At 57.4% G+C, this 12,785-nt stretch carries 11 protein-coding genes; 8 read left to right on the top strand and 3 right to left on the bottom strand.

The window, feature by feature from the left end; all coding sequences use genetic code 11:
* Positions 1 to 49 precede the first annotated feature (49 nt).
* Positions 50 to 883, bottom strand: coding sequence for an AraC family transcriptional regulator (locus JOE09_RS04265; protein WP_205064909.1), 834 nt, complete (start codon positions 881 to 883; stop codon positions 50 to 52).
* A gap of 246 nt (positions 884 to 1,129) precedes the next feature.
* On the opposite strand from JOE09_RS04265, the gene melA reads away from it, so the two are divergent.
* From melA to JOE09_RS04225, 8 genes are all read left to right on the top strand, one after another.
* Positions 1,130 to 2,437: an alpha-glucosidase/alpha-galactosidase gene (melA, locus tag JOE09_RS04260; RefSeq protein WP_205064908.1), complete on the top strand. Its 1,308-nt coding sequence runs from the start codon at positions 1,130 to 1,132 to the stop codon at positions 2,435 to 2,437.
* Positions 2,438 to 2,523: 86 nt separating this feature from the next.
* The gene (gene melB / locus JOE09_RS04255; RefSeq protein WP_205064907.1) at positions 2,524 to 4,005 is read left to right on the top strand and encodes a melibiose:sodium transporter MelB; all 1,482 of its coding nucleotides are present in this window, start codon (positions 2,524 to 2,526) and stop codon (positions 4,003 to 4,005) included.
* Positions 4,006 to 4,129: 124 nt separating this feature from the next.
* Positions 4,130 to 5,653, top strand: a complete 1,524-nt coding sequence (locus JOE09_RS04250) for an ABC transporter substrate-binding protein (RefSeq protein ID WP_205064906.1) — start codon at positions 4,130 to 4,132, stop codon at positions 5,651 to 5,653.
* Positions 5,650 to 6,585 carry an ABC transporter permease gene (locus JOE09_RS04245; RefSeq protein WP_205064905.1) on the top strand — a complete coding sequence of 312 codons (936 nt, stop codon included), beginning with the start codon at positions 5,650 to 5,652 and terminating at the stop codon, positions 6,583 to 6,585. The genes JOE09_RS04250 and JOE09_RS04245 overlap by 4 nt, the downstream gene beginning before the upstream one ends.
* On the top strand, positions 6,582 to 7,382 hold the full coding sequence (locus JOE09_RS04240; protein WP_105594900.1) for an ABC transporter permease: 801 nt from the start codon (positions 6,582 to 6,584) through the stop codon (positions 7,380 to 7,382). Before JOE09_RS04245 ends, JOE09_RS04240 begins: the two co-directional genes overlap by 4 nt.
* The gene (locus tag JOE09_RS04235; RefSeq protein ID WP_205064904.1) at positions 7,379 to 8,824 is read left to right on the top strand and encodes an ABC transporter ATP-binding protein; all 1,446 of its coding nucleotides are present in this window, start codon (positions 7,379 to 7,381) and stop codon (positions 8,822 to 8,824) included. The genes JOE09_RS04240 and JOE09_RS04235 overlap by 4 nt, the downstream gene beginning before the upstream one ends.
* Positions 8,825 to 9,321: 497 nt before the next feature.
* Complete coding sequence (locus tag JOE09_RS04230) at positions 9,322 to 9,573, top strand: type II toxin-antitoxin system Phd/YefM family antitoxin (RefSeq protein ID WP_205064903.1); 252 nt, start codon at positions 9,322 to 9,324, stop codon at positions 9,571 to 9,573.
* Positions 9,570 to 9,857: a type II toxin-antitoxin system RelE family toxin gene (locus tag JOE09_RS04225; protein ID WP_200560825.1), complete on the top strand. Its 288-nt coding sequence runs from the start codon at positions 9,570 to 9,572 to the stop codon at positions 9,855 to 9,857. Before JOE09_RS04230 ends, JOE09_RS04225 begins: the two co-directional genes overlap by 4 nt.
* Before the next feature lie 409 nt (positions 9,858 to 10,266).
* Here the strand turns inward: JOE09_RS04225 and JOE09_RS04220 are convergent, their stop codons facing one another.
* Positions 10,267 to 11,295 carry a methionine synthase gene (locus JOE09_RS04220; protein WP_200547847.1) on the bottom strand — a complete coding sequence of 343 codons (1,029 nt, stop codon included), beginning with the start codon at positions 11,293 to 11,295 and terminating at the stop codon, positions 10,267 to 10,269.
* A 27-nt stretch (positions 11,296 to 11,322) separates the two neighbouring features.
* Positions 11,323 to 12,306: a DUF1852 domain-containing protein gene (locus tag JOE09_RS04215; RefSeq protein WP_205064902.1), complete on the bottom strand. Its 984-nt coding sequence runs from the start codon at positions 12,304 to 12,306 to the stop codon at positions 11,323 to 11,325.
* Positions 12,307 to 12,785 lie beyond the last annotated feature (479 nt).

Raw genomic sequence — 12,785 nt, 5'->3', positions numbered from 1 at the left:
CAGCCTTCAGGCCGGATAGTGCCACAGAGTATGGCAGATTATTCCCTGCTCAACAGCCGGAACCTGCTTTTGCCAGACGCCAGGCGCTGGGCGAGCAGTTAAAGTGCTGATGAAACACTTTGGCAAATTGCATCTGGCTGCTGTACCCCACTGAATAAGCGATGATTTTTATTGGCAGGCTGTTATCCTCAAGCAGAGAGGTGGCAACATTCATCCGCAGCTGTAACAGATAATGCTTAGGACCATAGCCAAACTGCTGTTGAAAAAGGCGGCTGAGGTAGCTGCGGTCGATGTTACAAAATGCGGCGACTTCGCTCATCGTCACGCTGCGGTGATAGTGGCGTTCAAGGAAGTTAACCGCCGCGTCCAGATGACGATTGCCGCCGCTTGCGGCATCAAAGCGGCGGCCCGCGGCGGCATTGGCGATCAGCGCATCCAGCAGCAGGCAGGTCAGACCGGTAATGCGCAGCGAATACTGCGGATCTTCGGCAATCAGCTGTTGCAGTAGCTGCGACTCCATGGCCGGTAAAAGCGGATCTTTCGGCCGCCAGACGGGCATATCTCTCCGTAACCCGCATTTTTCCAAACTTCTGGCGGCGATCAGACCATCGAGTTCGATCCACATATATTCCCACGGCGTCTGTTTATCGGCCGTGTAGGTGGTGATCTCGTGCGGATGAATCAGAAACGCTTCGCCTTTTACCACCGGCCAGCGCTGTTTTTCGGTATACAGCGTGCCGCTGCCGGTTATCACATAATGCAAAAGATAGTGCTGCCGAACAGCCGGGCCATAACTGTGACGGCTGGCACAAACTTCGTGGCCGTACTGATAGATATTCAGGCCAAACTGGGTGATGTCATCGGGGTTGATATCTTTTTGCATGATTATTTCCCGTTTTTATTCATGTTATTACAGCATGGTTTTCGAACGGTCTGCGTGATGCCCTGAAAATAGTGTGATGTCACAACATAAAACTCCTTCATCATCGGCGCAATTAGCGAGCCGGATCACACTTCACTTCGACGGTCATTTTTCACCATATCAATGTCAAAAAATGACATAGGCAGCGGCCGCCGGCTTGCCTAGAGTTGAGTCGACTTCTCCTCATGACGTAACAAGGAATCGACAATGAAAATTACCTTTTTAGGTGCGGGCAGTACGGTATTCGCGAAAAATGTGCTGGGGGATATTCTGGCCACCCCGGCGCTACAGCAGGTGGAAATAGCGCTTTATGATATCGATGCACAGCGTCTGGACGACTCCTGGAGAATGCTAAATAACCTTAACGCCAACCTTTGTCAGGGAAAGGCGCGGATTGAGAAATATTCCGGCGTGGAGCAGCGGCTGAATGCGCTTCGCGGGGCGAACTATGTCATCAATGCCATTCAGGTGGGCGGCTACGATCCCTGCACCATTACCGACTTTGAGATTGCCAAAAAATTCGGCCTGCGGCAGACCATCGCCGACACGCTGGGCATTGGCGGCATCTTCCGTGCGCTGCGCACCATCCCGGTGATGATGGACTTCGCCCGCGATATGGAAGCGGTGTGCCCGGATGCGTGGCTGCTGAATTACACCAACCCGATGGCCTCGCTGACCGGCGCGATGCTCCAGCACACCGGCATTAAAACCGTCGGCTTGTGCCACAGCGTGCAGGTTTGCGCCGAAACGCTGCTGAAATCCGTGGATATGTCTACCGAGGGGGTGAAATGGCAAATCGCCGGGATCAATCATATGGCCTGGCTGCTGAACATCACCCGCGACGGGGAAGACCTTTACCCGGAAATTAAACGCCGCTCCCTCGCGCTGCAGCAGACAACGCACGATGACATGGTGCGACACGAAATTATGCGGGTGTTCGGCTACTACGTCACCGAATCCTCCGAGCACAACGCCGAGTACATGCCTTACTGGATCAAGCGCAACTATCCGGAGCTGATCGAGCGCTTTAACATTCCGCTGGACGAGTATCCGCGCCGCTGTATTGAGCAGATTGACCGCTGGCAGCAGCAGCGCGACCGCCTGACGCAGAACGACAATCTCAGCCACACCCGCAGCCACGAATATGCCTCGTGGATGATTGAGGCGATGGAAACCGACGTGCCGTACAAAATCGGCGGCAACGTGCTGAATCACGGCCTGATCACCAATCTGCCGAAAGAAGCCTGCGTGGAAGTGCCGTGCCTGGTGGACGGGCAGGGGATCACGCCGTGCTACGTTGGCGACCTGCCGCCGCAGCTGGCCGCACTGAACCGCACCAATATCAACACCCAGCTGCTGACCATCGAGGCGGCTATCACCGGCAAGAAAGAACACATCTATCACGCCGCGCTGCTCGATCCACACACCTCGGCCGAGCTGTCGATTGATGACACCGTCAGGCTGTGCGACGAGCTGATCGCCGCACACGGCGACTGGCTGCCCTCCCTGCATTAATCCCGATAAACGGGCGAGCCACGACGGTTCGCCCACATGGCCGGGCAGGTGCCGCGGCCTGAGAACATCAACTCTGGGGAATCACGATGAGCGTTTCGCTGAAAACAAAGGTCAGCTACGGGCTGGGTGCCTTTGGCAAAGATTTCGCTATTGGCATTATCTATATGTACCTGATGTACTACTACACCGATGTGGTTGGCGTTTCGGTCAGCATGGTGGCCTCACTGTTCCTGGTGGCGCGTATTCTGGATGCGTTTTTCGACCCGGTGATGGGCTGGATCGTTGAACGCACCCGCAGCCGCTGGGGGAAATTTAAGCCGTGGATACTGATCGGCACGCTGACCAACTCGGTGGTGCTGGTGTCGGTGTTCTGCGCGCACTATTTTGAAGGCGCGGCGCTGATTGCCTGGATCTGGGCCACCTATCTGCTGTGGGGCTTTACCTATACGCTGATGGACGTGCCGTTCTGGTCGTTGGTGCCGTGTATCACTATCGACAAACGCGAGCGCGAAGCGCTGATCCCGTGGCCGCGCTTTTTTGCCAGCCTGGCGGGCTACACCACCGGGGTGATCGGCCTGCCGCTGGTGGCGTATCTGGGCGGCGGCGATAAGGGGCAGGGCTTTATGCTGTTCTCGCTGATTCTGGTGGTGTTCTTTATCCTCTCGGCGATCATTACCCTGTGCAACATCGAAGAAAAATACTCCTCTTCCGCCACGCCGAATGCCGCCGAGCACACCACGATCAAAGCGGTGCTGAGCATGATTTTCCGCAACCGCCCGCTGTTTGCCCTGCTGCTGATGGCGCTGGCGTGGAACCTGGCGCATAACGTGATTACCGCGTTTGCCATCTACTACTTTACCTACGTTGTTGGCCGTGCCGAGCTGTTCCCGTGGTACATGATGTATGCCGGAATAGCCAACCTGATTGCCATCCTGCTGTTCCCAAAACTGGTCGCTCGCTTCTCGCGCCGCGCCATCTGGATCAGCGCCTCAGTGCTGCCGGTGCTTAGCTGCCTGCTGCTGCTGGCGGTGGGGATGTTTGCCCCGGGCAGCGCCACGCTGATCTCGCTGTCCGGCATTCTGGTTAACGTCGGCGGGGCCTTCTTCTGGGTGATGCTGGTGATTATGGTCGCCGACACCGTCGACTACGGCGACTATGCTCTCGGCGTGCGTATCGAAAGCATCGCCTTCTCGGTGCAAACCATGGTGGTGAAAGCCGGTGCGGCGTTTGCCGGATTGCTGATCGGTGTGATGCTCGGTGTGGTGGGCTACGTGCCCGGTGCGCAGCAGTCGGCCAGCACGCTGCTCGGCATGCAGGGGATTATGATCGGCCTGCCGCTGATGTTCTTTATGCTGACCCTGTGGATTTACCTGCGCCACTACAAGCTGGATGGCGAGCTGCTGCACCGTATGCAGCGCGCGCTTCAGCAAAAGTATGATGGCCACGCCAGCGTAACCGCGCCGCAGCCTGGCAACATGGCAGGTGATTACCCGACGGGCACCGCGCCATCTACAGCAACGAGCGATAATTACTCCCCGGCCAGCGCGGCCGAGGTGCCACGCAGCTGAATCCGCATGGCGAAATGTAACCGCTGATTTCCAATTGTAATGTTATAAAGTAACGGATATCATCCCCGGCGCAGGCGTTTGTCTGCGCTGTTCCATTTTCTCTGGATTAAGGATTGATATTCTGATGCGCAAAACTGTTTTATCGCCGCTGCTGGCGCTGATGCTGACCGCCGTTTCGGCGGGTGCCTTCGCGGATGCTCCGCGCGTGGCGAAGCTGGTGGCCCCGTTTGAAATTAAAGGCACCGACCCCACGCTGTCGGGCGACATCTTCCTGAAAATGTCGATTGTTGAAACGCTGATTAATGCCGATGCCGCCGGGAAACCGCTGCCGGGCCTGGCCAGCAGCTGGAAGGTCAGCGACGATGGCCTGACGTGGCGCTTCACTCTGCGTTCCGGCGTCACCTTCCACGACGGCAGCCCGCTGACCGCCGACAGCGTGGTTAACGCGCTGGACGTGGCGCGCAGCCAGCCGGGCCTGCTGGATAAAGCTCCGATTACCGCTATCCGCGCCGAAACGGGGGAGGTGGTGATTACCCTCAGCCAGCCGTTTACCCCGCTGCTGGGGCTGCTGACCGAAAACCGCGCGCAGATCCTCGCGCCTGCATCCTATAACGCTGAACATAAAGTGGTGCAGGTGATCGGCAGCGGGCCGTACCGCCTGACCTCATTACAGGCGCCGCAAAAGCTGACCGTCAGCCGCTATGACGGCTACTGGGGCGATAAACCGGCCATTGAACAGGCCAGCTATATGTCGGCGAGCCGTGCGGAAACCCGCGCGCTGATGGCCGAAAGCGGCGATGCCGATATGGTGTTTAACCTCGATCCCGCCAGCCGCGCCAGGCTAAAGAAAAACCCACAGCTGACCCTGCTGGCGGTGTCGATTCCGCGCACGGTACTGGTGAAAGTTAACGCCGGGCATCCGCTGCTGAACGATGTCCGTGTGCGTCAGGCGCTGAGCCTGGCGATCGATCGAGAAGGGATTGCCCGCGCTATTCTGCGCTATCCGGCAGCGGCCGGTCAGCTGTTCCCACCGTCGGTGGCGCAGTGGCATAACGCCAGCCTGGCACCGCTGACCACCGATACTGCCCGCGCGCGCGAACTGCTGGCGCAGCTGGGCTGGCAGCCGGGCGCTGACGGTATTCTGCAACGCGACGGCAGGCCGTTCTCGCTGACGCTGACCACCTATCCCGATCGCCCGGAGCTGCCGCTGATTGCCGCCGCGATCCAGCAGCAGCTGCGCGAAATCGGCGTGCAGTTAACCATTAACTCGACCAACTCCGGCGAAATCGCCTTAAAGCATCACGATGGCTCGATGGAGCTGGGACTGGTGGCGCGTAACTTTGCTCTGACGCCGGACCCGCTCGGCACGCTGCTACAGGACTACCCGCCGCAGGGCGGAGACTGGGGCGCGATGAACTGGTCTGACGCCACTTTCAATCAAACCCTGGCCCAGCTGGTGCGCGGCAGCAATCCGCAAGACAGCGACGCAGAACGTCAGCAGCTGACGCGCATTCTGCAAACCGAACTGCCGACCATTCCGGTGGCGTGGTATCAGCAAACGGCGGCGGTGTCATCGCGCCTGAGCGGCGCCGCTCTCGATCCGTTTGAACGCACCTTCGGGCTGGAAAAAATGAGGTGGCGTGAATGATCCGTCTGCTCGGTTTCCGTCTGCTGCAGGCCGGACTGGTGGCGCTGCTGGTGGGCGGTCTGACCTTCGTGCTGATGCGCATGCTGCCCGGTGATGTCGCCTATCGCATCGCCGCCGGGCGCTACGGTTACGACCGCGTCGATGCCGCTGCCGCGCAGGCCGTACAGCAGGAGCTGGGGCTGGATCGCCCGGCCTGGCAGGCACTGGCCGACTGGTTTATGCAGCTGCTGCGCTTTAATCCTGGTAATTCGCTGGTCTCCGGCGAGCCGGTGATGGGCGAGATTGCCCATCAGCTGGGGCAGACAATGCATCTGGCGGCGGTGGCCCTGCTGCTGTCGCTGCTGATGGGGCCGCCGCTGGGCATTATTGCCGGGCTGTCCCCCGGCGGTAAGCTGGATCGCCTGCTGCTGGCGATCTCCACCACGCTGCGTGCGCTGCCGCACTTCGTGCTGGGGCTGATCCTGGTCCTGATCTTCGCGCTGGGGCTTGGCCTGCTGCCCGCCGCCGGATACGGCGATGCTGAGCACGTGCTGCTGCCCGCGCTGACGCTGGCGCTGGGGCTGGCTGCAGTTTCCAGCCGGGTGGCGCGTAATGCTATGCGTCAGGTGACGGGATCACAGTGGTACAGCTTTGGCCGCACCAAAGGCCTGAAGCCGGGAACACTGTTCTGGCGGCACGGCCTGCGCAATGTCAGCGTACCGGTGGTCACTTATCTGAGCGTGCAGTTTATCTATCTGGTTGAAGGGGTGATCGTGGTGGAAACCCTGTTCGCCTGGCCCGGAATTGGTCACGCGCTGGTGCATGCCATTTTCCACCGCGACGTGCCGATGATTCAGGGGACCGCGCTGATTATGGGGCTGATGTTTGTATTGCTTAATGCGTTGAGCGACGGCCTGTGCTACCTGCTGGACCCACGGAGAAAAACCGCATGATGACGCTGTTACGAAAGGCCTCACGCGCCCAGCTGGCTGGGGCGGCGATCCTCCTGCTCCTGCTGATCTTTGCTTTTGTGCTGCCGTTAATCTGGCCGCAGGACCCGGTGCGTCAGCAGCTGATGCTGGCGCTACAGTGGCCGGAATGGCAGTCGCCGTTTGGCTACGATCACCTTGGCCGCTCGCTGTTTGCCCGCCTGACGTCGGCTATTCGGCTGTCGCTTGGCCTGGCGCTGGTCAGCGTGCTGAGTGCGATGATCCCCGGAATCCTGCTGGGCGTGCTGGCGGCGTGGCGGGGTGGAATAGTCGATCGCGGCATCGGCCTGCTGTCGGATACGTTTCTTGCGCTGCCGGGCCTGCTGCTGGTTCTGCTGCTTACCGCGCTGGTGCCGGATTCGGCGCTGATGCTGTATGTCGGCATCTCGCTGCTGCTGTGGGTGGAGTATTTTCGTCTGAGCCGTGCGATTGCCCGGCCGATACTGAACTCACCGGCGGTGCAGGCTTCGCGCCTGCTGGGCTTTGGTCCGTGGACGATTTTCCGCCGCCACCTGTGGCCGGAAATGGCACCCATGGTGCTGACCGTCGGTGCCTTCGGTGCCGCCAGCGCGATTATGGCGATTGCAGCGCTGGGCTTTGTCAGCGTCGGCGTGCGTCCGCCCACCCCGGAGCTGGGGCTGATGATGACCGAAATGCTGCCGTACTATGACGAAGCGCCGTACGCGCTGCTGCAGCCGGTGGCGGTGGTATTTTTACTGGTATTAAGCCTGCTGCTGCTGGCAGGGAAGGAGAAAGCATGAGCCTGCTGGAGATTGAAAATGCCGCAGTCAGCGGTGACGGCGTGGTGGTTGAACCGCTGTCATTTGTGCTGAACCCCGGTGAACCCTTTACCCTGTTGGGCGAAACCGGCTCGGGGAAAAGCCTGCTGGCCCAGGCGGTGATTGGGACGTTGCCGATCGGACTGGCTGCCAGCGGCACGCTGCGAATTGACGGTGAAGCGTACGATCTGGCTGGCCGTCCGGCGATGGTGCTGTGGGGGCACCGGTTGGGGATCCTGCCGCAGGAGCCGTGGCTGGCGCTTGATCCGACCATGCGGGCTGAACAGCAGGTGGCGGAAGGTTATCGCTACGTGCGGGGTATGGAAAAAAGCCCGGCGCTGCGGGCGGCCAGGGACGATCTGGACGCGCTGGGCGTCGGGCACGCTGCGGCTCGCCTGCCGCAGGCGCTCTCCGGCGGCATGGCCCAGCGCGTGGCCTTCGCCGCCGCGCGGGCGGGCGGGGCGCAGATTATCGTCGCCGATGAGCCGACCAAAGGGCTGGACGTGGCGCGCCGCGATGAGGTTATCGCGCTGCTGATGCAGGAAGTTCGGGCGGGCGGTGGGTTGTTCACCATCACCCACGACATTGAACTGGCGCGGCAGATTGGCGGTGAAGTGGCGGTGATGCTGCACGGTAAGATTATCGAACGCGGCAGGGCGGATCAGGTGCTGAATCATCCTCAGCATCCGTATACCCGCCAGCTGCTGGCTGCCGATCCGAGCCGCTGGCCGCTGCGGGAACACAGGCCGCACGGCGGTCAGGTGGTGCTGGAGGCAAAAAACCTGAGCAAAACGCGCGGTGGCAGGCAGCTCTTTTCCGGGCAGTCGCTGAGGGTGCATGCCGGAGAGGTGATTGGTATTACCGGGCCGAGCGGCTGCGGTAAAAGCAGCTTTGGCGATATCCTGCTTGGGCTGCTGGCCGCCGACGGCGGTGAGGTTCAGCGCGATCGTCGGCTGGCGGCGGTGAAGTACCAGAAAATCTTCCAGGACCCGCCTTCGGCCTTTGCGCCCCGGGTGACGCTGCGCCAGGCGCTGGCGGATGTGGTACGCCAGCATAAGCTGGATGCCGGGCGTATTGCACCGCTGATGGCGCGCCTGAAGCTGCAGCCTGTGCTGCTGGATCGTTTGCCCGGTGAGATTTCCGGCGGTGAACTTCAGCGCTTTGCGCTGCTGCGCGTGCTGCTGCTCGATCCGGTGTTTCTTTTTGCCGACGAACCGACCTCGCGCCTCGATGTGTTGACCCAGCAGCAGACGGTGGAGCTGATGGTGGAAGTGGCGGCGGAGCAGAACTGTGCCCTGCTGGTGGTAAGTCACGATGAGGCGTTAATCGATCGGATTAGCCATCGGCGGATTCGTTTTGGCGGTGAGGAAGTGGTTCAGGATATGGGGCGGTCGACGGTGGCTCTGGTGGGTGCGGACGGTTGATTCAGTTGCTTCAGATTCGTCGATCTGCATATCAGAGGGAGATTAAATCGCTATAGGGTTCCGCGTCTGGCTTATCGGGGCTGGCCGGAAAGCGGACCCGCTGCCACGTCCCTGTCCGCTCGGCCTCGCAGATCCTTGTGCGCGGACGGTCCGCTTATCCGTCCAGCCCCGATTGCCTTGATGCTTCGGCGTTGCTGCCTGAACAATCGTGTCTTCTTCGGCAGCCACGCGATGGTCTGAAAGGGGAGAACGTTACGGGACAGGTTAGCCGGGTGTCTGCCGCATGGACGCGGCAGTCAAGCCCCCAGGGACCGGGTTCACGGCGACCCGGCGATCTGCCCGTAACGGTCGCCCTATCTACAGAACCTGCCGAGATCTGACCGTAACGGTCAACCCATTCACTGATCTCGCCGCGAAAACAGCCAATCCAGTACTTGTTAACCAGTCTTTTATTTTGTACTTTAAAGACCTGTTAAACAGTCTCGAAAGGTACTCCCATGCCACACCTTATTTTAAGCGACACCAGTGCCAGCGTTAGCGAGCTGAAGAAGAATCCAATGGCAACTGTTAACGCAGGAGAGGGTTACCCGGTTGCTATTTTAAATCGTAATCAACCCGCTTTTTACTGCGTGCCTGCGGAACTGTACGAGAAAATACTCGAAGCGCTCGACGATAATGAACTGGTAAAACTGGTGACCGAGCGCAGTAATCAACCCCTGATTGATGTGGATCTGGACAGTTACCTATGAGGTATACGGTTAAATTCAGGGAAGATGCGCTGAAAGAGTGGCAGAAGCTGGATAAGACCATTCAACAGCAGTTTGCTAAGAAACTGAAGAAATGCTGTGATAATCCACATATTCCCTCGGCCAAACTTCGTGGCGTAAAGGATTGTTATAAAATTAAACTTCGCTCGTCGGGTTTTCGTCTGGTGTATCAGGTGATTGACGATAAAGTCATTATCGCCGTTGTCGCGGTGGGTAAACGAGAACGTAGTGAGGTTTATAATCTGGCCAGTGAACGGTTGAGATAGCCCGCTGAATTAGCAGATATTGATAACGTTAGAGTCCCTGCTCCTGCCGCCTCTGGTTCTGCACCTTGCGGGCCGGAACGCGGACCTGCTGTCACGTATCTGTGCTCGGGGGGAGTCGCTGCAGATTCCGCGTCTGGCTTATCCGTCCAGCCCCGATTGCCTTGATGCTTCGGCGTTGCTGCCTGAACAACCGTGTCTTCTTCGGCAGCCACGCGATGGTATGAAAGGGGAGAACGTTACGGGACAGGTTAGTTGGGTGTCTGCCGCATGGACGCGGCAGCCAAGCCCCCAGGGACCGGGTTCACGGCGACCCGGCGATCTGCCCGTAACGATCGCCACGTTCACCGATTTTTCAGCGAAATAGCGAACACAGAAGGCGGCACATCCCTGTGCCTGAACAATCCGTTTATCAGGCAGAAAGCTCTTTACGAACGATCTCTGCACCGGCGCTCAGGGCTTCCAGCTTGCCGGTTGCAACCTGACGAGATAACGGTGTCATACCGCAGTTGGTTGATGGATAAAGCTTATCGGCATCCACGAACTGCAGCGCTTTACGCAGCACATCGGCAACCTGTTCTGGCGTCTCGACGGTATTGGTGGCCACATCGATCGCGCCGACCATCACTTTTTTACCGCGAATCAGCTCAATCAGATCCATCGGTACGCGGGAGTTCATGCACTCCAGTGAAACGATATCGATGCTGGATTTCTGCAGTTTCGGGAACACTTCTTCATACTGGCGCCACTCGGTACCCAGCGTTTTTTTCCAGTCGGTATTCGCTTTGATGCCATAGCCGTAGCAGATATGCACAGCCGTTTCGCACTTCAGACCTTCAACGGCGCGTTCCAGAGCGGCGATGCCCCAGTCGTTCACCTCGTCGAAGAAGACGTTGAAGGCTGGCTCATCGAACTGAATGATATCGACACCGGCAGCTTCCAGCTCTTTCGCTTCCTGGTTGAGGATCTTAGCGAATTCCCACGCCAGCTTTTCACGGCTTTTGTAGTGACCATCATACAGCGTGTCGATCATGGTCATTGGACCCGGCAGCGCCCACTTAATCTGCTTATCGGTCAGCTTGCGTAAAAACTTCGCATCTTCCACGAAAACGGGTTTTTTACGTACCACTTCACCAATGACCGACGGCACGCTGGCATCGTAACGATTACGGATACGAACGATTTCGCGCTTTTCAAAATCAACGCCGCTCAGATGTTCAATAAACGTGGTCACGAAGTGCTGACGGGTTTGCTCGCCGTCGCTGACAATATCAATCCCTGCACGAACCTGATTATCCAGCGTCAGGCGTAAAGCATCCTGTTTACCCGCAATTAACTCATCGCCTTCTAATTTCCACGGTGACCAAAGCGTCTCCGGCTGTGCCAGCCATGTTGGTTTCGGTAAGCTGCCAGCGGTTGACGTAGGTAACAAAATTTTCATGAAAAATGACCTTGTATATTGGGTGGATCAAATAGCGTAATCAGCGGACCATTCTTCAAGAACGGCCTGATAAGGTTTGATAAAGTGCAGCTCGGTGAACTTGCCTTGCTCAACGGCTAGCTGGCTACGTTCTACTCGATCGTAAACAATCAGAGTTAATGAGTGATCCTGATGATTCAGGCTTGGCTGATAGCACTGCCCGGCCGCCGAGTTGGCATTGTAAATCTCAGGGCGGTAAATCTTCTGGAACGTTTCCATGGTGCTGATGGTCGCAATCAGCTCCATATTGGTGTAATCGCTCAGCAGGTCGCCGGTGAAATAGAAGGCCAGCGGCGCAGCGCTATTTGCAGGCATGAAGTAACGCGCATGCAGGCCCATCTTGGCGAAATAGTGATCGGTCAGGGACGGTTCGTCCTGCTGATATTCAATACCCAGCACCGGATGGACATTCCCCGTGCGGTTGTAGACGTTTTTGCTTGAGACGCTCAGGCAGATAACCGGCTGCTTGGAGAAGTGCGCTTTATACGTTTCGGACTTCACGAAGCATTTAAAAATGTTGCCGTGCAGATCGCCGAAGTTCTCCGGCGTGCTGAATCCCGTTTTGTCTTTATTATGCTCTGACAGCAGCACGCTGAAATCATAATCACGAACGTAGGAGGAGAAGTTATTGCCGACAATACCTTCAATGCGTTCGTTAGTTTCTTTATCAATGATATTAGTTTTTAAAATTTCAATCACCGGGAAAGCACTGTTGTGATTTTCGCCAGTAATATTTAAATCAACCGAAATAATATCAAGTTCGATAGCATAACGATCGCTTTTGGGATTATCCCAGTGCGCCAGGTTATTGAGGCGATTATTCATCATCACCAGGGTATTACGCAGGTTTTGCTGGCGGGTTTCACCGCGGGCCAGGTTAGCAAAGTTGGTGGTGATGCGCGTATTTTTTGATGGATTATAGTCTTCATCGAAACGCGTTTTTTTAATCGAAAAATTGAATTCTTGAGTCATGGTAACCTGCCGTCTTGATTTCTGAATTAAAGCTGAATTTATTTATTGCCTTCTCAAATTTGCAATGTTGTTCTGGCTTTTCGCTTCAGCAATCTTCATGATTGTCTATAGTAATTAATGCACATTTTATGCCAGACTATTCGTGTGAGGAAAAGTGATTTAATTTCACCGAACATGAAGGAATTTCATGATCGTGTGGGGGGATGCGGTTTTGAACCTGTTGCAGGTTCAGCGGCTTCACGTCCTGCGCCCGGCTTATCAGGGCTGGCCGGATCCCGTACCCGCTGCCACGGCCCGGTTTTCCTGGCCTCGCACTTCCCTGTGCTCAGATAACCCGCTTATCCGTCCAGCCTGGATTGCTTGAAAATTAGGTGCATTGCTGGACAAGGCACTGGACGCATCTGTTTCCCCTTTTTTGAGAATATCTCATGCGCGAGAATTTCATGGCTAACCCGTTCATTGCTGGCGACGTGTCAGTG

Origin of the sequence: Pantoea coffeiphila (assembly GCF_016909495.1) — a bacterium.
Classification (GTDB): Bacteria; Pseudomonadota; Gammaproteobacteria; order Enterobacterales; family Enterobacteriaceae; genus Erwinia; species Erwinia coffeiphila.
The sequence above is the reverse complement of the archived record's forward strand: the minus strand, read 5'-3'. Positions and strand labels throughout refer to the sequence as shown.

Excerpts from the sequence above, each read along its gene's own strand:
- JOE09_RS04265 (WP_205064909.1), bottom strand. The coding sequence starts at position 883 with ATGCAAAAAGATATCAACCCCGATGACATCACCCAGTTTGGCCTGAAT.
- melA (WP_205064908.1), top strand. The coding sequence starts at position 1,130 with ATGAAAATTACCTTTTTAGGTGCGGGCAGTACGGTATTCGCGAAAAAT.
- melB (WP_205064907.1), top strand. The coding sequence starts at position 2,524 with ATGAGCGTTTCGCTGAAAACAAAGGTCAGCTACGGGCTGGGTGCCTTT.
- JOE09_RS04250 (WP_205064906.1), top strand. The coding sequence starts at position 4,130 with ATGCGCAAAACTGTTTTATCGCCGCTGCTGGCGCTGATGCTGACCGCC.
- JOE09_RS04245 (WP_205064905.1), top strand. The coding sequence starts at position 5,650 with ATGATCCGTCTGCTCGGTTTCCGTCTGCTGCAGGCCGGACTGGTGGCG.
- JOE09_RS04240 (WP_105594900.1), top strand. The coding sequence starts at position 6,582 with ATGATGACGCTGTTACGAAAGGCCTCACGCGCCCAGCTGGCTGGGGCG.
- JOE09_RS04235 (WP_205064904.1), top strand. The coding sequence starts at position 7,379 with ATGAGCCTGCTGGAGATTGAAAATGCCGCAGTCAGCGGTGACGGCGTG.
- JOE09_RS04230 (WP_205064903.1), top strand. The coding sequence starts at position 9,322 with ATGCCACACCTTATTTTAAGCGACACCAGTGCCAGCGTTAGCGAGCTG.
- JOE09_RS04225 (WP_200560825.1), top strand. The coding sequence starts at position 9,570 with ATGAGGTATACGGTTAAATTCAGGGAAGATGCGCTGAAAGAGTGGCAG.
- JOE09_RS04220 (WP_200547847.1), bottom strand. The coding sequence starts at position 11,295 with ATGAAAATTTTGTTACCTACGTCAACCGCTGGCAGCTTACCGAAACCA.
- JOE09_RS04215 (WP_205064902.1), bottom strand. The coding sequence starts at position 12,306 with ATGACTCAAGAATTCAATTTTTCGATTAAAAAAACGCGTTTCGATGAA.